At 24.1% G+C, this 23497-nt stretch carries 32 protein-coding genes and 4 pseudogenes; 26 read left to right on the forward strand and 10 right to left on the reverse strand.

The features are described from left to right. Positions 1–2 precede the first annotated feature (2 nt). The 4 genes and pseudogenes from ACXUB0_RS04590 (at position 3) to ACXUB0_RS04605 (ending at position 2637) form a co-directional block, all read left to right on the forward strand. Positions 3–290, forward strand: a complete 288-nt coding sequence (locus ACXUB0_RS04590) for a hypothetical protein (RefSeq protein ID WP_458257610.1) — start codon at positions 3–5, stop codon at positions 288–290. Beyond that, positions 259–1044 carry a hypothetical protein gene (locus ACXUB0_RS04595; protein WP_458257909.1) on the forward strand — a complete coding sequence of 262 codons (786 nt, stop codon included), beginning with the start codon at positions 259–261 and terminating at the stop codon, positions 1042–1044. Before ACXUB0_RS04590 ends, ACXUB0_RS04595 begins: the two co-directional genes overlap by 32 nt. After that, complete coding sequence (locus tag ACXUB0_RS04600; protein ID WP_458257910.1) at positions 1044–1763, forward strand: hypothetical protein; 720 nt, start codon at positions 1044–1046, stop codon at positions 1761–1763. Before ACXUB0_RS04595 ends, ACXUB0_RS04600 begins: the two co-directional genes overlap by 1 nt. Before the next feature lie 47 nt (positions 1764–1810). Next, a pseudogene (locus tag ACXUB0_RS04605) lies at positions 1811–2637 on the forward strand (IS3 family transposase). A 41-nt stretch (positions 2638–2678) separates the two neighbouring features. On the opposite strand, the gene ACXUB0_RS04610 reads toward ACXUB0_RS04605, so the two are convergent. From ACXUB0_RS04610 to ACXUB0_RS04625, 4 genes are all read right to left on the reverse strand, one after another. Beyond that, positions 2679–3209 (reverse strand): hypothetical protein, encoded by a 531-nt coding sequence (locus ACXUB0_RS04610; RefSeq protein WP_458257911.1) that lies wholly within the window; start codon positions 3207–3209, stop codon positions 2679–2681. Positions 3210–3308: 99 nt separating this feature from the next. After that, the gene (locus ACXUB0_RS04615; RefSeq protein ID WP_252320808.1) at positions 3309–4301 is read right to left on the reverse strand and encodes a lipoate--protein ligase; all 993 of its coding nucleotides are present in this window, start codon (positions 4299–4301) and stop codon (positions 3309–3311) included. Between the two features lie 7 nt (positions 4302–4308). Then, positions 4309–4671, reverse strand: coding sequence for a prolyl oligopeptidase family serine peptidase (locus tag ACXUB0_RS04620; RefSeq protein ID WP_458257912.1), 363 nt, complete (start codon positions 4669–4671; stop codon positions 4309–4311). Between the two features lie 293 nt (positions 4672–4964). Continuing rightward, the gene (locus ACXUB0_RS04625) at positions 4965–5288 is read right to left on the reverse strand and encodes a hypothetical protein (RefSeq protein ID WP_458257913.1); all 324 of its coding nucleotides are present in this window, start codon (positions 5286–5288) and stop codon (positions 4965–4967) included. A gap of 892 nt (positions 5289–6180) precedes the next feature. Between ACXUB0_RS04625 and ACXUB0_RS04630 the strand changes: the two genes are divergently transcribed. The 14 genes and pseudogenes from ACXUB0_RS04630 to ACXUB0_RS04695 all read left to right on the forward strand — a co-directional run bounded on the left by ACXUB0_RS04630 (position 6181) and on the right by ACXUB0_RS04695 (position 11884). Further along, positions 6181–6699 carry a hypothetical protein gene (locus ACXUB0_RS04630; RefSeq protein ID WP_458257873.1) on the forward strand — a complete coding sequence of 173 codons (519 nt, stop codon included), beginning with the start codon at positions 6181–6183 and terminating at the stop codon, positions 6697–6699. A 134-nt stretch (positions 6700–6833) separates the two neighbouring features. Next, a complete protein-coding gene (locus tag ACXUB0_RS04635; RefSeq protein WP_338960339.1) occupies positions 6834–6995 on the forward strand; it encodes a hypothetical protein in 162 nt (53 codons plus the stop codon). 2 nt (positions 6996–6997) lie between these two features. Next, a complete protein-coding gene (locus tag ACXUB0_RS04640) occupies positions 6998–7462 on the forward strand; it encodes a hypothetical protein (RefSeq protein WP_458257914.1) in 465 nt (154 codons plus the stop codon). 2 nt (positions 7463–7464) lie between these two features. Then, positions 7465–7758 carry a hypothetical protein gene (locus ACXUB0_RS04645; RefSeq protein ID WP_458257915.1) on the forward strand — a complete coding sequence of 98 codons (294 nt, stop codon included), beginning with the start codon at positions 7465–7467 and terminating at the stop codon, positions 7756–7758. A 3-nt stretch (positions 7759–7761) separates the two neighbouring features. Continuing rightward, on the forward strand, positions 7762–7920 hold the full coding sequence (locus ACXUB0_RS04650; protein WP_174480107.1) for a hypothetical protein: 159 nt from the start codon (positions 7762–7764) through the stop codon (positions 7918–7920). A gap of 3 nt (positions 7921–7923) precedes the next feature. Further along, entirely contained in the window at positions 7924–8085 is a 162-nt protein-coding gene (locus ACXUB0_RS04655; RefSeq protein ID WP_458257916.1) for a hypothetical protein, read from the forward strand. A gap of 86 nt (positions 8086–8171) precedes the next feature. Then, positions 8172–8636, forward strand: coding sequence for a hypothetical protein (locus tag ACXUB0_RS04660; RefSeq protein ID WP_458257917.1), 465 nt, complete (start codon positions 8172–8174; stop codon positions 8634–8636). Between the two features lie 79 nt (positions 8637–8715). Beyond that, positions 8716–8877, forward strand: coding sequence for a hypothetical protein (locus ACXUB0_RS04665; RefSeq protein ID WP_458257918.1), 162 nt, complete (start codon positions 8716–8718; stop codon positions 8875–8877). Positions 8878–9010: 133 nt separating this feature from the next. After that, entirely contained in the window at positions 9011–9169 is a 159-nt protein-coding gene (locus ACXUB0_RS04670; protein ID WP_458257919.1) for a hypothetical protein, read from the forward strand. Positions 9170–9209: 40 nt separating this feature from the next. After that, entirely contained in the window at positions 9210–9395 is a 186-nt protein-coding gene (locus ACXUB0_RS04675) for a hypothetical protein (RefSeq protein ID WP_458257920.1), read from the forward strand. A 5-nt stretch (positions 9396–9400) separates the two neighbouring features. Next, positions 9401–9586: a hypothetical protein gene (locus tag ACXUB0_RS04680; RefSeq protein ID WP_458257413.1), complete on the forward strand. Its 186-nt coding sequence runs from the start codon at positions 9401–9403 to the stop codon at positions 9584–9586. Positions 9587–9603: 17 nt separating this feature from the next. After that, positions 9604–9981: a hypothetical protein gene (locus ACXUB0_RS04685; RefSeq protein ID WP_458257921.1), complete on the forward strand. Its 378-nt coding sequence runs from the start codon at positions 9604–9606 to the stop codon at positions 9979–9981. 18 nt (positions 9982–9999) lie between these two features. Beyond that, positions 10000–10737, forward strand: coding sequence for a hypothetical protein (locus ACXUB0_RS04690; protein WP_458257922.1), 738 nt, complete (start codon positions 10000–10002; stop codon positions 10735–10737). A gap of 22 nt (positions 10738–10759) precedes the next feature. Continuing rightward, a pseudogene (locus tag ACXUB0_RS04695) lies at positions 10760–11884 on the forward strand (IS3 family transposase). Between the two features lie 21 nt (positions 11885–11905). On the opposite strand, the pseudogene ACXUB0_RS04700 reads toward ACXUB0_RS04695, so the two are convergent. The 3 genes and pseudogenes from ACXUB0_RS04700 to ACXUB0_RS04710 form a co-directional block, all read right to left on the reverse strand. Next, positions 11906–12403 (reverse strand): annotated as a pseudogene (locus ACXUB0_RS04700) (transposase); the annotation flags it as partial. Positions 12404–12512: 109 nt separating this feature from the next. Next, a complete protein-coding gene (locus ACXUB0_RS04705; RefSeq protein ID WP_458257766.1) occupies positions 12513–12650 on the reverse strand; it encodes a hypothetical protein in 138 nt (45 codons plus the stop codon). A gap of 113 nt (positions 12651–12763) precedes the next feature. Continuing rightward, positions 12764–12919, reverse strand: a complete 156-nt coding sequence (locus tag ACXUB0_RS04710; protein ID WP_338987049.1) for a hypothetical protein — start codon at positions 12917–12919, stop codon at positions 12764–12766. Positions 12920–13747: 828 nt separating this feature from the next. On the opposite strand from ACXUB0_RS04710, the gene rpsB reads away from it, so the two are divergent. The 8 genes from rpsB to ACXUB0_RS04750 all read left to right on the forward strand — a co-directional run bounded on the left by rpsB (position 13748) and on the right by ACXUB0_RS04750 (position 21078). Next, the gene (rpsB, locus tag ACXUB0_RS04715) at positions 13748–14524 is read left to right on the forward strand and encodes a 30S ribosomal protein S2 (protein WP_338987051.1); all 777 of its coding nucleotides are present in this window, start codon (positions 13748–13750) and stop codon (positions 14522–14524) included. Between the two features lie 15 nt (positions 14525–14539). Further along, positions 14540–15418, forward strand: a complete 879-nt coding sequence (tsf, locus tag ACXUB0_RS04720) for a translation elongation factor Ts (RefSeq protein ID WP_252319749.1) — start codon at positions 14540–14542, stop codon at positions 15416–15418. Positions 15419–15438: 20 nt separating this feature from the next. Continuing rightward, positions 15439–16020, forward strand: a complete 582-nt coding sequence (locus ACXUB0_RS04725) for a hypothetical protein (protein ID WP_458257923.1) — start codon at positions 15439–15441, stop codon at positions 16018–16020. Between the two features lie 63 nt (positions 16021–16083). Then, positions 16084–16812 (forward strand): UMP kinase, encoded by a 729-nt coding sequence (gene pyrH / locus ACXUB0_RS04730; RefSeq protein WP_458257924.1) that lies wholly within the window; start codon positions 16084–16086, stop codon positions 16810–16812. Between the two features lie 23 nt (positions 16813–16835). Next, entirely contained in the window at positions 16836–17828 is a 993-nt protein-coding gene (gene pta / locus ACXUB0_RS04735; protein WP_458257925.1) for a phosphate acetyltransferase, read from the forward strand. A gap of 18 nt (positions 17829–17846) precedes the next feature. Then, a complete protein-coding gene (locus tag ACXUB0_RS04740) occupies positions 17847–19100 on the forward strand; it encodes an acetate kinase (protein WP_458257926.1) in 1254 nt (417 codons plus the stop codon). A gap of 201 nt (positions 19101–19301) precedes the next feature. Further along, the gene (locus ACXUB0_RS04745) at positions 19302–19439 is read left to right on the forward strand and encodes a hypothetical protein (RefSeq protein WP_458257927.1); all 138 of its coding nucleotides are present in this window, start codon (positions 19302–19304) and stop codon (positions 19437–19439) included. A gap of 136 nt (positions 19440–19575) precedes the next feature. Next, positions 19576–21078, forward strand: coding sequence for an FAD-dependent oxidoreductase (locus ACXUB0_RS04750; protein WP_338987060.1), 1503 nt, complete (start codon positions 19576–19578; stop codon positions 21076–21078). A 344-nt stretch (positions 21079–21422) separates the two neighbouring features. On the opposite strand, the gene ACXUB0_RS04755 is transcribed toward ACXUB0_RS04750, so the two are convergent. The 3 genes and pseudogenes from ACXUB0_RS04755 to ACXUB0_RS04765 all read right to left on the reverse strand — a co-directional run bounded on the left by ACXUB0_RS04755 (position 21423) and on the right by ACXUB0_RS04765 (position 23125). After that, entirely contained in the window at positions 21423–21644 is a 222-nt protein-coding gene (locus tag ACXUB0_RS04755; protein WP_458257928.1) for a hypothetical protein, read from the reverse strand. A gap of 108 nt (positions 21645–21752) precedes the next feature. Next, complete coding sequence (locus ACXUB0_RS04760; RefSeq protein ID WP_458257929.1) at positions 21753–22088, reverse strand: UPF0236 family transposase-like protein; 336 nt, start codon at positions 22086–22088, stop codon at positions 21753–21755. Beyond that, positions 22004–23125, reverse strand: a pseudogene (locus ACXUB0_RS04765) (IS3 family transposase). The gene ACXUB0_RS04760 and the pseudogene ACXUB0_RS04765 overlap by 85 nt, the downstream one beginning before the upstream one ends. Between the last annotated feature and the right edge of the window lie 372 nt (positions 23126–23497).

Below are 23497 nucleotides of genomic sequence, written 5' to 3' on the forward strand. Positions count from 1 at the left end.
TTATGGAATATATTTATAAATATTTTGATGAAAAAGCAAATATTACTATTTATTCACCAAAGCCAGCAGATTTAACTACAAGTAATGATATTAGAGCAATTTTATTAGATGAATATCCTAAATTAAGAAATGATTATTTTATAGTAAGTGATGTACATGATACTTATGCTATATGTGTAGGAGATAATATTCATTGTGAAGGTAAAGTAATTATTAAAATAGAAAAACAACCTAATTTATTAAAAGGAGTAAATGAAAATGCCAATTTCTGAAACTATACAATCAAATAATTATACTTTATTAAAGATAATTCGTTCTTCAATTAGTCCATTAGCAGCAATGATTGGTACAAGTGCTTATTATGGTCAAGTAATTGCAAATCCAGTATTAGGTTCAATTAATAGTTTATTATTTGGTAAAAAATTAGGTTTAGATATTTGAAATTTAAATCAAAGACCAAATACTAAAACTAAATTAATTAATAGTAGTAAAAAAATCTTATTAGGTTTAGGAACAATTGGTTTAGTTAATTATGCTAAATTTACTAATATAAATATTAATCCTAATCCAACTCCTAATCCATTTCCAAGTACAACACCAATTAATCCTTTTCCAGATGATTTATTATTAATGAAAAATAATACTAATAATTTAATGGATTGAGATACATATTTTAGTTTAAATGCTTATGGTATTTCAAATCTAATTGGTGGATTAAGCGAATTAATACCTAATAGATTTGAAACTATACGTAAAATAGCAAATATGGCAACTGGTGGTTGTTTAATATCAAGTGGTGTTGCTATGGGTATTAATAATGATTTTAATAATGCTTATGCAGTGCCAACAATAGTTGCTGGTGCAAGTGAAATTATTCATAATTTATTACCTATGGAAACTACAAATCATATTGAAGAAATGCAAGAAACACCATTTAATAATGAAACTGCAAATCTTATTAATGATAGTATAAGTCAATATGGTGCTATTAGTGAAATTAGTGAATCAAATTTAAGATGAGATTATAGTCATATGAGTTTATAATGTTACCTTTAATTATTGAATGAATATATTATGCATTAGCAAGTAATGATATTAAATTAGCATTAATAAATGCTTTAAAAACTTATTATAAAAATCAATCATTAAAAGCAGTATTTGATAGTGAAAATATTAGTGAAAAAGAAATACATCAACCATATAGTGTTTTTAATCCAAATATACTTAAAAAATTAACAAGTATATTAAAACCAAGTGAATTATCTATATTACAAAATGAAATTAATAAATTTAAAAATCCAATAAATAGTTTTAAAAATTCTATTATACCAACAGAAATTAGAACTGTTAAAAATTATGTAAATAAATTTAATAATTTATTTAAAGAAAATGAAGAAGAAATACCAGAAAATGCATGAGAAGTATTATCAAGTTCATGATTTAAAAAAGGAAGATTTATTGTTGATAATAAAAATTTAAAAATTGGAACTTTAACAACATTATTTCAAAGTGATAATGATAAAAAACAAATATGATATGGTCCTTATACTTATCCAACATTTCCACAAGAAATATGAATATTAATGACACAAGCTAAAGGTAAAAATGGTACTGGTGCTGGAACTATATTTTGAAAATTTTGAAATAGAAAATGATTACCAAGTCAATTAAGAAAATATGTTAAAAGTGAATTAGCTAAAAAAGGTAAGTATTACGGGTCTCAAGATACAAATGTGGATGGGTTACACTTTATTGGACACTAATTACGTAGACAAGTGAACAAATTAGTGAAAAGAAAGGAAGTATAATTATGGCCAATATTAACTCATATTCAGATGAATTTAAAAAACAAATAGTAGCTTTATATCAAAGCGGTAAGTCAGTGTCTTGTCTTGCTAAAGAGTACAATGTTACAAGAGCAGCTACTTATAATTGAATTAAGCAATTTACTAATTCAGGTAGTTTTAAAACTAAAGATAATCGTTCTGTTGAAGAAAATGAATTAATTAAATTAAGAAAAGAATTAAAACAATTAAGAATGGAAAATGATATTTTAAAGCAAGCAGCACTAATAATAGGCAGAAAGTAGAAATTATTGCTAAAAATAAAGTTAAATAACCAATCTTGTTAATAGAAACTTTAATAATAGGGTTAAAAATGAAGTTATTGTTAGTGATTTAACTTACGTTCAAGTTAATGGTAAATGAAACTATATTTGCCTATTAATAGACCTATTTAACCGCGAAATTATTGGACATAGTTGTTGGAGTTAAAAAAGATGCATTACTAGTATATCAAGCATTTATGCAATCAAATCGCTGTTTAAAAGATATCCAAATATTTCATAGTGATCGAGGTAATGAATTTAACAATAAAATTATTAATAATCTTTTATTAGCATTCAATATTACTCGATCTTTAAGCAAAAAAGGTTGTCCTTATGATAATGCTGTTGCTGAAGCAACTTTTAAAACTTTCAAAACTGAATTTATTAATGATAAAAATTTTACATCATTAATCCAATTAAAATTAGAATTATTTGATTATATCAATTGATACAACAACATAAGAATCCACAGCACTTTAAACTACTTAACTCCTATCAAATATCAAGAACAAGTGTCTACCAAAAAATAGTCCTAAAAAGTGTTGCCATTCCAACTGATTTTTCAATTGTTCTACCTAAATCTTGAATTCAAATTTTTACTCATTGAAAATAAAAAACCAGCTTCAAAATACTTCATAACTCATAAGTTTAAATATTCATTTGCATTAATATAATTACTACTTGGATCATTAATTTTATTAATAGTAAACTCAATAAAATATGTTCGCAATGTTAAGGCCATGTATATTTGCATTGATTGTGAATGAATAATTTTATTATTAATATAATCATTAATATCTGCTGTTGGTATACCAATTTCATCATAGCCAGGTTTACCAGCATTTTTACTTGCTGAATCACGGTATTTATCAAATTCAGCAAGATAAAAATTATTAAAACCATTAACAATATTATCATTAGTTTTACCTACTTTATCAATAGCATCTTGATATAAAAATTGTCAAACATTTAATTGATTTCTATCTTTTTTTGGTCAACCACGTGTTGGATAAAGAATATCATTTATACTATTTGTTTGATCAAAACTATTATTTACTAAAAATGTAATAACATTGCTAATTGGTGTTATAAAAATAAACATTATAAATAAAATCTATAAATATTTCTTCATATTTCCTCTTTAATATTAGTTATATATTAGTTATAAAAGTAAGGATATCATAAATAAGAATTTTATTCATTATTTTATGATACTTTTTATGATTTCTTCAGCAAGAAAATTTTCACCAAAAATTTCGTTAATATTAGCATTTTCAATGATATTAGTAATAGTTGCTACATTATATTTTTGTTTTTCTAGTTTTTTTTCTAAACTAGTAGTACCTGCTGACCCTAGGAAATCACCATATATTTTAATATTTTCAATAATTCCTGCCTTAACATTCATTCAAACGTGAATAGTTCCTTTACTAGGAAAAAGTGTTTTATGTTTTAAATCAAAATCTGGAGATTTACCATAAACTCAATCTCAAGTTCGATATTTAGTATTTGCTAATGATTCAATATCAGCAATCATTTTTTCAGAAAATTCCATAATCTTTGTATTTTTTGTACTTTTTAATTGTTCAATAATTAAATTTTGAAATTCTTCAATTGTTATTGGTGGATTTAATAATGGTAAAATATTTGTTACTCGTGCTTGTACTGATTTAATACCTTTTGATTTTAATTTATCCAAATCAGGTTTTAATACTTTTGGTAACATTTGCATATCAACATTAAAAAGAATAGTACCATGATGTAAAATTCGATTTTTATATGTATATTGGGCATTACCCGATATTTTTTTATCATCAACTAAAATATCATTTTTACCACTAAATTGAGCATTTAAACCTAGATTTTGTAAAACATTAACTATTGGTTTTGTAAAAAGACCATAATTACGAGCATTATCTTTATTTTTATCAAGAATAAAAGTAAAATTTAAATTTCCTAAATCTTGATAAACAGCTCCACCACCAGATAATCTTCGTACAACATTAACTTTTTTTGTTCTCACATATTCATTATTAATTTCTTCAATTGTATTTTGGTTTCTACCAACAACAATAGTATTATTATTTTGTCATAATAATAAGATTTCATCATTTATATAAGGATTAGTAATCAAATATTCTTCGGCTGCTAAATTAAAATATGGGTCTTTGCTATTATTAATATAATAAATCATTATTAATTTAATCTCCTTTATCTTCGGTTTTAAAATTTGTTCATTTATTAACAAATTTTAAAGTAGTTTTGCAATATGTATCATAATCGGTAATGACGGCTCTTATATGTTTAGCAGATGGCATAATTAATAATTCACTTATTGTTTCTTCTTCATAATTTATTTTCTCTTCATACATTTTTTGTGCCATTGTTGCTGGTACAGTTTCATCATCATTACCATGAATAAATAATACAGGAATTGAAGAACAATATTTTAATTTATTAATAGGATCAATACTATTAATATTAAATTTATCTTTTAACCTAAAGAAAAATTTAACACCATAATAAAATCAAAATCAATGAAGGTTAAAGTATTGTTTACCCATAATTTTAATAATATGACTAAAACTATCAAATCCACAATCAGAAATTGCACATTTAACACCAAATATTTACCAGCATCAAATCGAGATATTGTTTCCAAAACAGTACTGGTACCCATACTATTACCAATTAAAGTAATATTAGGAGGTTGTTTAAAATCTGTTTCTGCTAAATAATTATTAAGACTTAAAATAACAGCATATAAATCATCTGCTTCTTTATTACCAAAAGTAATTGCATCATGGATATTATTACTACCATGACCTCTTGTATCATAAGTAACAATACTATATCCCTATTCATAAAAATGTTTAACTAAATATAAAATGCTATAGCGATTTTGTTGTCAACCATGAGTTGCAATTATTCATTTATGATTTTTATTAGATTGATGATTATTAATGAAAAAAGCTGATAACAAGCGATTATCATAAGTAGTTATCGTCATATCTTGTGCTTCCATCATATCCCAATTACTATCATCAATCATTAGTTGTAGAGAATTTTGTAATTCCATATCTCGATTATAAAAACTCAAAGTATTGAGATCAATTTTAGCAAAATTTGGATTAGTACTTCGTCCAATTCGTTGAAAATTTTCCATAACATTTCGCATCATCAAACCAATAAAAAATTAGTAATTAAAAAAGGAATAATCCATAACGGAAAAGTAAATATCAAAATAATTTTTAATCATCAAGCAATTTTATATTTACTTTCTGGGAGGTTCCCAAAAAAGTAGGAAGATGAATTACTATAAAAATAAATTCTTTTCAAAATTACCATTTTAAAATGATGATAGACAAATTAAATTCTCTTTTACCCTTAAATTTATATTCGACGTATTTTAAAAAATATAGATTTTATAAGATAAAATAAAAATTATTATCAAAGGAAAAAGACAATAAATAATCTTGTCTTTTTTTGTAATTGTAAAATTTTAAAATTTTTAATAACCCTCTTTAATACTATTATCAACACGTGTTAAGGAACTAAAAAAGTGAACTACAACACAGTTGTTAAAAATAGTAGCTAGCATGTGGACTTGCATGGATAAATAAAAAGTGGAGTGATACCTAATAAAATATACTAACCATTAATGGTAATTCTTGGGGTGGGAGCGAATTGGAAACTAGTATATATAGACCTGTTGTAGGGACCTATTATATTAATTCTATTCTTTATTTAACCAACCTTGCCACTCCCCAGTGAGCAAGTGTTGGTTTTATTTTTTATTTTTTTTGAAAAATTTTTTTGGGCGAGAAAATAAATTTCAAACTTGTAAAAAAAATTGAGCGGTGCCGGTTCAATTAAAATATTAATTTGTTTAACACAAATTAAATAAATATTGAATCGAATGCCTCGATGTTTTTTAAAATTTCACAATTTATTTTTGAGCCCAGAATTGATGGAATCAATAAAACGAATAGTAGTATTATTAATAATCTAAAAATCAAATTATATGTCCTTTATGCTAGGAAGCAACAGGACATATTTAGGAAAGGATTATTATGCAAATAGAATTTAAAAAAGAACAAATTGTTAAAGATAAACCACAATCTATTCTTATTGATTATGTTGAATATAGATTATCACTGCCAAAATGAATGATTAAAAATAATTCTTTTATTGTTGACAACAGTTACACGTATTGAGTTTTTAATTTAGAAAATATTAAAAGAGAATTAAGTGGTAATGAATTAATAAAATTATTAGAACCATATATTAAAGACCAAAAAATAATTGTTAATAAACCAATTGCTCCAAAAGAATATTATCTTAATGATATAAAACTTGAACCATTAACATTTTATGAACAGCATAATAGTTGATTTATGGGTGAAATAACTGATAACAAAACTAAAATTACTAATCCTTGTTTTAAATATAACATTACGTGAGAAGAAAACAGAAAAGGTTTTAAAATAAATAATCCATATAAATATGATGATTTACCAATTAATTATATAGTTACTTCTTATAAGGAACTTTCAACTCATAATGAAAAAGTATTTTTGTTGAACATGTAAACAACATAAATTTGATTATTTATTCTTTAATACTAATGATATAAAAACAAGAAAATATTTTTTAAGAGATAAAAATAGTAAAGCAATTTGTTATGACTGTATTTTAAATATTAGGTTAAGTAGGAGGTATAAATATGGATAAAGAAAAATTAATTAGTTGATTAAATTTAATTTTAGATAGTGATATAGAACAATATAATAAAGAAAAAGACATATATTATTTAAATAAATTAAAAGGTTCAATTGATATTATTAAAATTTTAATTAATAAAATACAATGCAGAGAATTTGATTAATAATGAAATATGACTTAATTATTGGAATTGACCCTGATGGTATTGGTAATAATGGAATTGTTATATATTCAAATGAAACTAATAATATTATTTTTAATGAAACATTCAATACATTAACTGTTTTATGAACCAAAAATATTTATAAAGAAAAATTTCAATTAATTAAAGAAAAATTTATTAATAAAAAAATATTAGTTATTGTAGAAAATTTCTTTTTAAGTTCAAAACAATTATTAACTAATCCATTAGCAACCCCTAAAATTATTGGTGCATTAATGGTATTAGTACAAGATGTTATGAATTGAGATTATCTAGAAAACCAACCAAAAAATAAAAATAAAATAACAAATTATAAAGGAAATATAAAATTAACAAAACATGAACAAGATGCATATAAGCATATTCAATATTATTTAAAAAATCATAAAAAAATATTAATTTTTGACAATTATTTAAGGAAATTATAAAAATGAAAAATAAAGAAAATTATGTCAAATTAACAGTAAAACTGAGTAACACTATTGAAGCAAAATATTACGAAAAAGGTAATAAAGAATTATATTATAGTGTTCGAAGTCAATGAAATGGATTAAACTATGTTACTTTAATTTTTAATAAACCAAAACTTTATAGACGCTGTATTTTATTAAACAAAAACGATGAAATTATAGTAACTGGTGAAATCTTTAATACTTTAAATATTTCTAAAAATCGTGCATTTTGTTCAATTAATGTTAAATGATTTAAAAAATGAAAAGAGTAAAAAATGATATTATGAAAAATTTTATTAATAGTACCAATATTAATAACATCTATAACACTAATAATATTTTTAATATTTATTATTAAAGAATTAAAAAATGAATATAAAGTATTAAAAATATTAAGTGAAATTGCTAATCAAATTAAAAATAAGGAGAAATAATTAATGATAATATTACCTACTTTGTTTGAAAATAAAGATGAAATTGAAATATTATCACCATTTCCAAAAGCAATTCATACAAGTAATGATATTAGAGTAATTATTTTAAGACAATATCCAAATGATTTAATCAAAACACATAATTGTTTCTGACCCCGAAAGTAATGTTGCATTAATAGTTGGTGATAATGATGTTTATCAAGGTTGAATTAAAGTAACAGTTAAAAAATTAGAAATTAAAGGAGAATAAAATGCCAAACGAAAATACACAATCAAATTATACTTTAACTAAATTAATTAGAACTGGAATAAGTCCAATTTGTGCAATGATTGGTACAAGTGCTTATTATGGTCAAGTAATAGGTAATCCAGTATTAGGTTCAATTAATAGTTTATTATTTGGTAAAAAATTAGGTTTAGATATATGAAATTTAAATCAAAGACCAAATACTAAAACTAAATTAATTAATAGTTCTAAAAAAATATTACCAGGTTTAGGAACAATTGGATTAGCCAATTATAGTAAATGAACAGAAAATAATATTACTCCAATTATTCCAACAACACCAACTCCAATAACTACTACAACTACAACTGAGGGTCCACCATGATTATTATTAGATAAACAAGATAATCAGTCATTAATGGATTGAGATACATATATTAGTTTAAATGCTTATGGTATATCAAATCTTATTAATGGAATTACTGATTAATTCCTAATAGATTTGAAACTATACGTAAAATAGCAAATATGGGGCTACTGGTGGATGTTTAATATCAAGTGGTGTAGCAATGGGTATAAATAATGATTTTAATAATGCTTATGCTGTTCCTACTATTGTTGCTGGTGCAAGTGAAATTATTCATAATTTATTACCTATGGAAACTACACATCATATTGAAGAAATGCAAGAAACACCATTTAATAATGAAACCTCACGTTTAATTAGATAATAGATTCACAATTAATAGTGAAACAATCAGTCAATACGGTAGTGATAATATGAGCGAAGTACCATTAAATAATGATAATGCTTCATTAAATTGAGATTACAATCACATGAGTTTATAAAGGGAGTGAAAAGTAATGAATAAAGAAAAATTGATTGAATATTATAATAATGAAATTCAGACATATAAAGAAAGAATGGAAGAATTAAATAAAGAAATATCTGTATTGGTAAAAATTATAAGTAATTCACAGTCAATGATTGAAAGAATTAATGGCGGTCAATTTGATGAATAATTAAAAATTAAAAATAAATAGTTGAAAGGAAAATATTGAAATGAAAGAATTTTTACATGAATTAATAATTATTGGAACAAGTGTTGGAACATTAATTTGCAGAGAAATTATTGTTTTATTAAAAAGATTTATCACAACTCCAAAACATGTTAGAGCAAATAACAAAATTATAAAACACCAAAAAAAATTAGCAAAATTAAACGAAAAAATTAATAAAGGAGAATAAATAATATGACAAAAATTGAATTTAATGAAAAATATAGAAAAAATAATATCAAAATTGATAGAGATTTTGATTTAGATATAGGAAATTGTTTTAAATTTTCTGATATTGATATATTAGAAAATGCTGTTAATGATTATAAAAAACTAATAAGTGAAATGCCACAATTAGTTAAAGATTGATTATTGGGATAAGATTAGGAGAATGTTAAATGTTAGAAAATGAAAATAATGTTCAACAAACAACTGAACCTGTAACTGAAAATGATGCTTCTTCACAAGAAATAGAAAATAAAGTTAATGAAGCAGAAAATAAGTTAAATAAACTTAATCAAGAAATTAAAGAAAAAGAAATTATTAATATATTTAAAAAATATCAAGTTAAAACTGAATTTTATGATTTTTTAAAATTTAAAACTAATAATTTAGAAAATTCAAAAATTGAAGAAACTATTAAAAAAATGATTAAAGAACAACCAGTATTTAAAGAAATACTTAATACAGGTGGTAAACAACAAACAATAATAACAAATCAACCAAATTCAATAAAATGCACTTTATTGGATTATAAAAAGAAAAATAATTTATAACAGAAAGGAAAATAAAAAATGGCAGTACCATTCAATAAAAATTTAGATAATACTGAAAAATTAGTAGAAGCACCAGAATTTATAGAATTTTATAAACAATCAAATTCACCATGAGCAAGTTTTTTTCCCATTGAAATGGTTAATTCTACAAAAATTGAATTTATAATTAAAAAACCAAAAAATCCAGAAATGAAAATACTGAAATGAAATGATAAAAGCAAAGGATTAGATGTTAGTTATGCTGAAACTATTAAAATTTTAAAAGAAATTAAAGAAGAAGCAGTTGCAGGTGAAATAATTGCTAATGTTGATTTAAATTCTGAAAATGGACAAAATTTATTAAATACAATGCAATATGAAGTTGCTAATGATTTAGCAGATTATTTAGCAAATAATGATACAAATGTAATTGCAAAATATGCAACTAAAGTAGAAATTACTGATAAGTCACCAGTAGGATATTTAAAATCAATGTTAGATGCTTGAAATACTTTATTTCAATTAAGAAATAGTAATAATTGTCGTTTTTTTATTACTAATAATCTTTATGATAGTATTGTTTATTTAGCTAATAATAAAGGTTTAATTACTGATAATAAGATTGCACAACAATTAAGATTAAATGGAAATGACTTATATATTAAAGGTGTGCTGTGTCAAATTGTAATGGATGATTATATGATTTTTACTGATAATAATGAATGGATGGGTTACACTTTATTGGACACTAATTACGTAGACAAGTGAACAAATTAGTGAAAAGAAAGGAAGTATAATTATGGCCAATATTAACTCATATTCAGATGAATTTAAAAAACAAATAGTAGCTTTATATCAAAGCGGTAAGTCAGTGTCTTGTCTTGCTAAAGAGTACAATGTTACAAGAGCAGCTACTTATAATTGAATTAAGCAATTTACTAATTCAGGTAGTTTTAAAACTAAAGATAATCGTTCTGTTGAAGAAAATGAATTAATTAAATTAAGAAAAGAATTAAAACAATTAAGAATGGAAAATGATATTTTAAAGCAAGCAGCACTAATAATAGGCAGAAAGTAGAAATTATTGCTAAAAATAAAGTTAAATATAAAATTCGCACAATGTGTCTGTCGTTTTTTGAAAACATCTAAATCAACATATTATTTTAACTTAAAGAAAAAAGAAAATAAAATCAAAAATAATATGTATGATGAAGCTGTTATTAGTGCTTTTAAAGAAAATAAAGAAGTTTATGGTACTAGAACATTAAAAAAAATTTTAGAAAACCAAGAAATTTATTTATCACGCAGAAAAATTAAAGAAATTATGAATAAGCATAATTTAATATCAAAATACACTAAATTATCATTCAAAAATCATCATAATAAAGTCAATAATAGTCAAATAACCAATCTTGTTAATAGAAACTTTAATAATAGGGTTAAAAACGAAGTTATTGTTAGTGATTTAACTTACGTTCAAGTTAATGGTAAATGAAACTATATTTGCCTATTAATAGACCTATTTAACCGAGAAATTATTGGACATAGTGTTGGAGTTAAAAAAGATGCATTACTAGTATATCAAGCATTTATGCAATCAAATCGCTGTTTAAAAGATATCCAAATATTTCATAGTGATCGAGGTAATGAATTTAACAATAAAATTATTAATAATCTTTTATTAGCATTCAATATTACTCGATCTTTAAGCAAAAAAGGTTGTCCTTATGATAATGCTGTTGCTGAAGCAACTTTTAAAACTTTCAAAACTGAATTTATTAATGATAAAAATTTTACATCATTAATCCAATTAAAATTAGAATTATTTGATTATATCAATTGATACAACAACATAAGAATCCACAGCACTTTAAACTACTTAACTCCTATCAAATATCAAGAACAAGTGTCTACCAAAAAATAGTCCTAAAAAGTGTTGCCATTCCACAATCGGATAAATACTATCTAATGGTCGATTTTGCCATGCTTTTACATCATCAATAACATCATCAGTAATTTGACTAATAACATTTTCACTAATATCAGCACCATGATATAACTCTTGTAATTGCATTCTAATATCTGATAATGTCATACCTTTTGCATATAAAGAAAGAACTTGTTGATCAAAACCATCAAATCTTCTTTGTCTTTTTGCAATTATTACAGGATTAAAATTACTATTGCGATCTCGTGGTACATCAATCTCAATTTTACCTTGTTGAATTATTAATTTTTTTGAACTTATACCATTACGAGCATTGTCACTATTACTATGTTGATTCTTATCATATCCTAAATAATTTTGCATCTCAGAATTCAACATTTTTTCTACTAATCTTTTTGTTAATTCTTTATACAAACCTCCCTCTTTAAAAACTGTTGTTAAATCTTCAGTATTTTCTAAGAACCTGTTTAGGATCTTTTTTAACTTATTTTTGATTAAATTAATATCATAAATGTTATTTTATAGTTGAAAAATAAATTTTTAATCGATAAGTTGTCAAATGATAAAATCTTTTTAACAAAAAAATGACAAAGAAAATAAAATGTTAATTAACTGTCAGGTTAGAAATAATTATTCCCTTTTTTAGTTTAATTATGTTTAAAAGATTCCAAACAGGTTCTAATAATAAATCTACTGCTTTTGATATTGGATCATTATTATTAATATTTTGCTTTTTAGCCATCTGTAATTCACTCTTTCTAGGTTTATTATAGAATTAATTAAACATAGTTATTTTTGTAAGTTACACAGATTACTAAACATTACCAAATATTTTGATTACAACGATAATATTTTTTATTCATTAGTCATACTTCCTTTACTTATAAAATCATATAAATTTTGTAATTTATTATCTAAATCAATTCAATCTATTACTGGTTGTTTTAAATTATCTAAATAATTACTTCATTGTTCTAATTCTTTTCAAGAATAATTAGTTTTATTTAACATTTTTATATTCTCCTAATTTTACATAGTATGTTCCTTAGAAAAGTAGCACTATAATTATTTCTTTCACTCATCCGCCCCTTGTGAACCATTTTAATTAAGGAATTATAGTTTTTCGGACATCCCGACAGTTAAGAACCTGTTTGGAATCTTTTAAACATAATTAAACTAAAAAAGGGAATAATTATTTCTAACCTGACAGTTAATTAACATTTTATTTTCTTTGTCATTTTTTTGTTAAAAAGATTTTATCATTTGACAACTTATCCATTAAAAATTTATTTTTCAACTATAAAATAACATTTATGATATTAATTTAATCAAAAATAAGTTAAAAAAGATCCTAAACAGGTTCTAAGATATGATGCTTTGAAATTAATCTCACATATAATCATTTCCCGTTTGAACCAATCAGCGTAAATATTTAACTTGTTCAAGGTTAATATCTCTTTTATAGTGATATAGAAGTATTTACCTTTCGTACTCGCTATTTGACTTCTATGACACTTGTATTAAGTTTTATAAATATAGATTTTGATTTATTATTAACTCTCCTACTTGGTCACTGCGTGTAGTAGATATTTAAAGGGTGCTAATAATAAATAAGAACGATATTTCTATCGTTCTTATTATTTATAAATCTATCCATCAACTTTATGCGCCCATGTTTAAAAATAATTTGTTTAAAATATAAAAAATATGCTACAATATACAGGCTTAATTTAATGAAAATAAGCAACACATTTGTGAATTCATTGCCTAGTGCTTTTTAATTAAAAAGTGGCCAATGTTAGAAATAAATGGAAGAAAAACAAATTAGAAGGAGACAATATGTCAGTTGTAACACGTGAACAACTCCTTGAAGCAGGAGTTCAGTTTGGTCACCAAACTAAAAGATGAGATCCAAAGATGCGTAAATATATTTTTGGTCAAAGAAATGGTATTCATATTATTGATTTACAAAAATCAATGCGTAAATTAGATGAAGCTTGTCACTTTGTTAAAGAAACTAGTGAAAATGGTGGTAAAGTTTTATTTGTAGGTACAAAAAAACAAGCCAAAGAAGCTGTGCAAGAACTTGCAATTAGTTGTAATTCACCTTATGTAACAGAACGTTGATTAGGTGGTAATTTAACTAATTTTAAAACTATTAAATCAAGTATTAAAAAGTTAATTGATATTGAAAATAAAGAAAAAAGTGGAGAAATTAAACTTTTAACAAAAAAAGAGCAAATGTTAGTAATTAAAGAAAAAGCACGTTTAGAACGTAACCTTGGTGGTATTAGAAATATGTATAAATTACCAGAAGCTATTTTTGTTACTGATACTATTACTAATAAAATTGCTGTCGAAGAAGCAGTTAAACTTGGTATCAAAATTATTGCGATTTGTGATAGTAATTCAAATCCAGATAATATTGATTATATTATTCCTGGTAATGATGATGCTACAAAATCAATTACTTTAATTACAAAGAAAATTGCTGAAGCTATTAATGAAGGACAAAGTGTAAAACCAGTTATTGATAAAAAAGAAATAGTAGTAGAAGAAACTATTAGTCTTGATGAAAATAAAACTGAAAATGTAATTGAAAAAAATAAAGAATAAAGGAGAATAGTTTATATGTCAGAAGTTAAAGTAGATGTTAAATTATTGAAAAAATTAAGAGATACAACCGATTTACCAATTACTGATTGTAAAGAAGCTTTGATGGAAAAAAATAATATTTTTGAAGCAGCACTTTCCCTATTAAAAATTAAAGGTTTAGCAAAAGCAGAGAAAAAAAGTATTAATAAAGCTACTGAAGGGGTTACTAAAGTTGTTATTAGTGGTAATAATGCAATTATTGGTGAATTAAATTGTCAAACTGAACAAGTTGCTGATTTAGAAGATTTTAATGATTTATTTACTAAAATTTTAGAAACAATTTTAAAACATCAACCTAAAACTATTGAAGAAGCTTTAATGTTAAAAGCTGATGGAAGTAGTGAAAGTTTAAATGATGAGATAAGATTTGCTATCGCTAAATTAGGTGAAAATATTGTTTTAAATCGTTTTCAATATTTAAGTAAAAATAGTGATGAAGTTTTTGGTTCATATGTCCATGGTGGTGGTAAATATAGTGGTTTAGTTATTATCAAAGGTGTTGATAAGGAAAGTGATATTCCAAATAATGTTGCTATGCAATTAGTATCAGCAGATGCTAAATACATTGATATTGATCACATACCTGCAACAGTTCGTGATAAAGAATTATCAATTATTAGTGAAAAAACAAAAGAAGAAGAAAAATTGAAAGCAAAAAAACGTCCTGATAATATTCTTGAAAATATTATAAGAGGTCGTTTTGAAAAAGTATTATCTGAATTAACTATTGTTGATCAACTTTATATTAAAGATAATACAATTAAGGTTAAAGAGTATTTAACTAAAAATCATGCTACAATTATAGCTATGATACGTTATCAATTAGGTGAAAAAATTGATAGTTCTGCCAAATAAACATTTAGGAGGTAAATAAAGTGAATTTTCAAATTATATATTATATTGCATTAGTAATGTTTATATTATTATTAGTTATTCTTGGTTGAGGATGATATAGTTTTAATAAACCAAAAACAACTATTAAATTTTTGAATTTAAAATTATTAGTAGCAACATTAATAGTTGGTGTAATTGGTTTAGTTATCTCGATTGTTCCAATTGGAATGCAAGTTTGAACATTTGAACCAGAATATATTAAATCTGATCCTGCTTTTTTAACTTTATTAATAGTAGAATATATATTTTTAGTTATCATGTTAGGATTAGCATATATTTTTAGTTTTGATTTTGGTATCGCAGTTGATGAACATAATATTTATTTCTTTGGACAAAGCGTTAATACTAGTAAAATTGTTGCATTGGAACAAAAGAAAAATGTTTTAAAAATTGTTTATGAACAGGGTATTAAAAAAAATAAAAAACGTTTAACAATTATTACTCCACAAGCACAACTTTTTGTTAAAGATCATTTAGCACAAAAAGTTATTGCTAACGTTGAATTAGAAACTGTTGCTGAAAGCGCAAATAATGATTCATTATCTAGTGATAACAGTAAATAAATAAGAAGCCACAAAGCAATCTGTGGCTTTTTATAATATTAAATTTAAGGAGGATGATCAAAAATGGAACAATTTAAATATAAACGAATATTATTAAAAATTAGTGGTGAAGCTTTAGGTGATGGTAGTAATGAATTATATAATAATGAAAGTATTGATAATGTTTGTCAACAAATTCAAACCCTAGTTAAGGCAAAAGTAGAAGTTGGTTTAGTAATTGGCGGTGGTAATATTTGACGTAGTGCTAAACAAGGAGAAAAGATTGGTTTAAAAAGAATTAATGCTGATTATATGGGAATGTTAGCGACTATTATGAACGCTTTGGTAATTGAATCAAAGTTAAAAGCGCTTAACGTAAAAGTTATTGTGCAAACATCATTAGAGATTAATCAAGTTGCTGAACCTTTTTATTACAAAAAAGCTATTAGTAGTTTTGAAAAAGGCTATGTTTGTATTTTTGCTGGTGGTACTGGTTCACCATACTTTACAACGGATACTGCAGCAGCACTTCGTGCTACTGAAATTAATGCGGATATATTATTAATGGCAAAAAATGGTGTTGATGGTGTTTATGATAAAGATCCAAACATTAACAAAAATGCTATTCGTTATTCACATTTATCATATCAAGATATTACTAATAAACAATTAAAAGTAATGGATTTAACTGCTTCAACGATGTGCATGGAAGCTAACTTGAAAATTATGGTATTTGATATTAAGGTTGAAAACAATATCATTAAAGCAGTACAAAATAAAGCAATTGCAACTATTATTAGCAATCAAAATTAACAAATTAAAGGAGAGAAGATAATATGAAACTATTAGATTTTATTTTATCTATTTTACAAAAAAGCAAAACACCAATCAGAATTTTATTTCCAGAAGGAGATAATGAAAAAGTACAGGCAGTAGCTTTAAAAATTATTAATGATAATTCACCTGTTAAAAATTTTATTACACCAGTTTTATTATTTAATAATGATAAGGAAATTCCTAGTAATATTAAAAATTCTAATATTAAAACATTATCTATTGAAGAAAATCAAGTAACAAATTTTACTAATCAATTATATGAATTAAGAAAAGCAAAGGGTTTAACTTTAGCAGCAGCTAATAAATTGGTATTAAGTTGTAATTACTATGGAATGATGTTATTAAATAATAAAGAGGTTAATGGTTTTGTTGGTGGTATTACTTTTACTACTGCTGATATTTTACGTCCAGCTTTGCAAATTATTGGACCAAAAGCAGGTACTAAAACTGTTTCAAGTACATTTATTATGAATAAAAATGAAGAAATATTTTTATTTAGTGATGGTTCAATTAATTTAAATCCAACAGCTGAACAATTAGCAGATATTGCAAAATCTACAATTCACTTTGGTGAACTTTTAGAATTTAATCCAATTAAATTAGCAATGTTATCTTATTCTACTAATACTAGTGGTAGTGGTGAAAGTGTTGATAAAGTACGTAATGCTACTAACTTTGTTCAACAATTAAAATTAAAAAACGTGCAAGTAGCAGGACCAATTCAATTTGATGCTGCTTGAGATCAAGAAGTGCGAAATAAAAAATTCCCAGAATTAACAATTAAAAATCATTGTAATGCATTTATTTTCCCAACTTTAGATGCTGCTAATATTGGTTATAAAATTGCCCAAAGATTAGGTGATTATAAAGCTATTGGTCCTATTGTTTTGGGTTTAAATCAGCCAGTTAATGATCTTTCTCGTGGTGCTACTATTGATGACATTTATTACACAGCATTGATCACTGCTATTCAAACATTAATTAAAAATTAATAAGGAGATAAAACAAATATGTCAGAACAAAATAAAATTTTAGTTATTAATGCCGGAAGTAGTTCTATTAAATTTCAACTTTTTAATGCTATTAATAATGATAAACAACCTCATTTTACTATTCTTTGTAAAGGCTTAGTTGAAAGGATAACTATTAAAAATAGTAATTTTATTATTGAAATTGCTAATGGTGATAACTTTATTAAACATGAAGTAACAAAAGATATTGCTGATCATGTTATAGGAGCGCAAACAGTAATTGATGCATTAATTGAGTATAAGGTCATTAATAATTTTGATGATATTAAACGAATTGGTCATCGTATGGTTCACGGTGGTCAAAAATTTAATAACTCAATTGTTATTGATGAGAAAGTCATTGCTGGTATCAAAGCATGTATTCCTTTAGCACCATTACATAATCCACCAGCTTTAAAAGGATTATCATCTTTTCAAAAATTAGCTCCACATGCTAAACATGTGGCAGTATTTGATACTTCATTTCATAGTACTATTCCTGAAGAAAAATATCTTTACTCAGTTCCATATGATTGATATAAAACATATGAGGTAAGAAGATATGGATTTCATGGTACTAGTTATCGTTATATTTTAGATAAATTAACTAATATTTTAAATAAACCAAAAGATAAGATTAATGCTATTATTTGTCATTTAGGTAATGGTGCTAGTATTTGTGCTATTAAAAATGGTAAAAGTTTTAATACTAGCATGGGATTAACACCGTTAGATGGTTTAATTATGGGTTCTAGAAGTGGTATCATTGACCCTTCTATTCATGGTTATATGTGTAATGTTAAAGCAGAAGCAACTATTGAAACCGTTACTAATGATTTAAATAAAAGTTCGGGTTTATTAGGAATTAGTGGACATTCTTCTGATTTACGTGATGTTCTTGCAAGTAGTAATGATAAAAACCATAAGTATCATTTACAATCACAATTAGCAATAAAAATGTTTGTGCAAAGAATTGCTAATTATATTGTTCAATATGGTAATGATTTAGATAGTAATATTGATGCATTAGTATTTACTGCAGGTATTGGTGAAAATTCTGCAATTATTCGTCAATTAGTTATTGAGGAAATTAAAGTGTTTACTTTAAAATTAGTAACTAATAAAAATAATGATAAGTATAATGATTACTTAGAAATTAGTGATAAACAATCAGAAGTTCCTATTTTTAAAATTAGAACAAATGAAGAATTAATGATTTGTCAAGATACATATAATTTATTAAAAAATATTTAAAAAATAAAAAAATATATTAAGTTTTTTTATTTTGATATATAATGTTTAAATTAAGTGAAAATACTTAATAATTATCAAATTTTAATTAAAAATAAATACTTTAAAGATTCAAGGAGAAAAAAGTATGGAATTTAAATACATTAAAGAAAAAAATAATCATAAAATTAGTGAGGAAAATCAATATAAAAATTTTGATAAAATATGATAAATGAAATTAATAAATTAACTAAGAAGTCATCATCAAGTCGTAGTAGGGTTACTTGTCGTGATTGAAAAGAAGAAAGTAATAAAGATAATTATCATGATAGAAATTGACCAATTGCAATTTTAGGTTTTTAAAATGAATGGTATATTGTCTACCGAAAGAAAGAGTTGTAACTATTAAATAAAAAGTGATAAAATAATATATATTTGTATTTGTGATTACACAATAAAAGAAATTGAAAAAAAGTAATAAGTAAGAGAGGATTTTAGCATGGAAAGAAAACAAAAGATAGTTGTTATAGGTGTTAATCATGCCGGAACAACAGCACTAAAGGCAATTATGAGGTCTAATCCAAATAGTGAAGTAGTAGCATATGATCGTAATGATAATATTTCATTTTTAGGATGTGGAATTGCGCTTTGAGTTGGTAAAGAATTTACTGATCCAAAAGGATTATTTTATGCCACAATTGAAAAGTTAAGAGCATTAGGTGTTAAAATTAAAGAAAAACATGAAATGATTAAATATGATAGTAAAGCCAAAATTGTTACTATTAAAAATTTAGATACTAATGAAGTATTTACTGAAAGTTATGATAAGTTAGTATTAGGAATTGGTTCATGACCAATCTTAAATCCAGGTGGTAAAGAAATTCCTGGTTTAATTGCTCATAAAGATGGCGTAGTTGTTAAAGATACTTTAAATGGTGTTAAATTAACAAATGGCATTCATTTATCAAAACTATATCAACATGCTCAAGAAATTATTTCTGATTTGAGTAAACCAGAAGTAAAAAAAGTAGTAGTAATTGGTGCAGGTTATATTGGTATTGAATTAGTAGAAGCTTTTTATAAAGATAAAAAAGAAGTTACTTTAATTGATTTTGAAAATCGTATTATGCCTCGTTATTATGATGAAGAATTTACAAATGATGTTGAAGCAGATATGAAAAAAGTAGGAGTAAAATTACAATTAGGAGAAACTTTACAAGAATTTATTATTAAAGATGATAAAGTGAGTGAAGTAAAAACTAATAAAGGAACATATAAAGCTGATTTAGTAATTATGGCTGTTGGTTTCTTACCAAATACTGCTATCTTGAAAGATGAGAATGGTAAAGTTCAACTTAACTTAGATCCTCGTGGTGCAATTGAAGTTAATGAATATTTTCAAACTTCAGATCCTAATGTTTATGCAATTGGTGATTGTATTAATATTCGTTCAAATGCTTGAAATAAAAATGTTAATATTGCCTTAGCAACTAATGCTGTACGTAGTGGTTTAATTGCTGGATTAAATGTTGCAAAAACAGATCCTAAAACAAGAATCGCCTTTCCTGGTGTTCAAGGAACAAATGCAATTGCTGTTTTTGGTTGAAAACTGTGTGCTACTGGTTTATCAGAAGTTTCTGCAAAAGCAATTTTAGGATCTAATAATGTAGAAGCATATTTTTATCAAGATACAGTGTTTCCACCTTTTATGAGTGAAAATCATGAAGTAAAAATTAAAATTATATGAGAAAAGAGTTCTCGTCGTATTGTTGGAGCTGAAATTGGTTCAACTCATGATCATACAGAAACAATTGCAATGTTTTCATTAGCAATATTGAAAAAGGTTACTATTGATGAAATTTCATTAATTGATATGTATTTCTTACCACACTTTAATAAGCCTTATAACTTTGTTACTGCGGCAGCACTTTTAGCAACAGGAATTTTAACAAAAGAAGATGTTACATATCCAGATCCATATTTAAAAGGTAAGAAAAAATAGATTGCCTTATCAAATTAATTTTGAGAGGAATAAAATATAATGGTTAGTAATGAAAAATATTTAAAACTTAGAGCAAGAATGACTTTACCAGTTAAAGAAAGTAAGGGACGGTAACAAAAACGGAGGATATAATTACTTTTTAAACATTTCTTTCAAATTATAGACAAGAAATAATTGTAATTATATGCAATTGTAAATAAATCTTACTACTAAATTAAATTAATTTCAATTAAAATACAAATATTAAAAAAATGAAAAATAAAATTAATATTTATATACAACAAAAATTCTTATTAAATTTTAATTTAATAAGTTTTTAAAATTTTAATAAAAAATTAATTAAGTTATGTTTTTAAATTTATTTTATTACATTTAAAAATAACCATTTTAATATAAATTGAAATATTATAAGTTCTATTACCAAGCATTTCTTTTAAAATATGTCAAATATTACCTTCTGTAAAACAACCTATATTTCACTTTGCACCTTGATTTTCAATACCTTGTTTATTATTTTTAAAATATTGTTTTTTTAATTTTTTATGGTTTTTTAATATTTCATTCATATATTTTATTAACTCATCATATTGACCATTTTCAATAAAATTTCTACAAATCTTATATTCATCTCAATATTTTCCTTTATTTCCAGCGATTATTCCAACATATAATTTTTAAACTAAATGGAATTTATCTAAAACAAAATTTGCACCTAAATAATCAGCAACTTCTTTAATTCATCCTGCACTATCTCCACAAATAATAATTTTTGCTTGGTCAAAATTTTCAAAAAATCTATTTCCTTGTTCTTTGATAAATTCAGCAGTTTTTTTAACACCAATTGCTGTTTTTGTTGGTCTTATTATTACATCTACTCTTTTATTAACTAATTTATGATTAACTGGAATGGCAACACTTTTTAGGACTATTTTTTGGTAGACACTTGTTCTTGATATTTGATAGGAGTTAAGTAGTTTAAAGTGCTGTGGATTCTTATGTTGTTGTATCAATTGATATAATCAAATAATTCTAATTTTAATTGGATTAATGATGTAAAATTTTTATCATTAATAAATTCTGTTTTGAAAGTTTTAAAAGTTGCTTCAGCAACAGCATTATCATAAGGACAACCTTTTTTGCTTAAAGATCGAGTAATATTGAATGCTAATAAAAGATTATTAATAATTTTATTGTTAAATTCATTACCTCGATCACTATGAAATATTTGGATATCTTTTAAACAGCGATTTGATTGCATAAATGCTTGATATACTAGTAATGCATCTTTTTTAACTCCAACACTATGTCCAATAATTTCGCGGTTAAATAGGTCTATTAATAGGCAAATATAGTTTCATTTACCATTAACTTGAACGTAAGTTAAATCACTAACAATAACTTCATTTTTAACTCTATTATTAAAGTTTCTATTAACAAGATTGGTTATTTGACTATTATTGACTTTATTATGATGATTTTTGAATGATAATTTAGTGTATTTTGATATTAAATTATGCTTATTCATAATTTCTTTAATTTTTCTTCTTGATAAATAAATTTCTTGGTTTTCTAAAATTTTTTTTAATCTTCTAGTACCATAAACTTCTTTATTTTCTTTAAAAGCACTAATAACAGCTTCATCATACATATTATTTTTGATTTTATTTTCTTTTTTCTTTAAGTTAAAATAATATGTTGATTTAGATATTTTCAAAAAAACGACACATTGTGCGAATTTTATATTTAACTTTATTTTTAGCAATAATTTCTACTTTCTGCCTATTATTAGTGCTGCTTGCTTTAAAATATCATTTTCCATTCTTAATTGTTTTAATTCTTTTCTTAATTTAATTAATTAATTTTCTTCAACAGAACGATTATCTTTAGTTTTAAAACTACCTGAATTAATAAATTGCTTAATTCAATTATAAGTAGTTGCTCTTGTAACATTGTACTCTTTAGCAAGACAAGACACTGACTTACCGCTTTGATATAAAACTACTATTTGTTTTTTAAATTCATCTGAATATGAGTTAATATTGGCCATAATTATACTTCCTTTCTTTTCACTAATTTGTTCACTTGTCTACGTAATTAGTGTCCAATAAAGTGTAACCCATCCAACTGTTTTTATGTTTAGCATTTTTATTTTTTATTTTAACAATTTTTCCAAGAAAAAGAAGGAATTTTACAAAATAAAGAAAACTATTTATCAGAACAAATTCAAATTAATTCTATTATTGCTACTAAAAAGCATAAAATCCTAGTTTTAGGTATTTTATTTTTAATTTTATCAATATTTTCAATTATTATTTCTGTTTCACTTTATATATTTGTGACATAAAAAATAATTAAAGTATAAATTTTAATTTATATATAAAAATATTTACTGATATAAAAAAGAGTTTGATTGTTTAAA

It is taken from the genome of Spiroplasma endosymbiont of Dactylopius coccus (genome assembly GCF_977110965.1).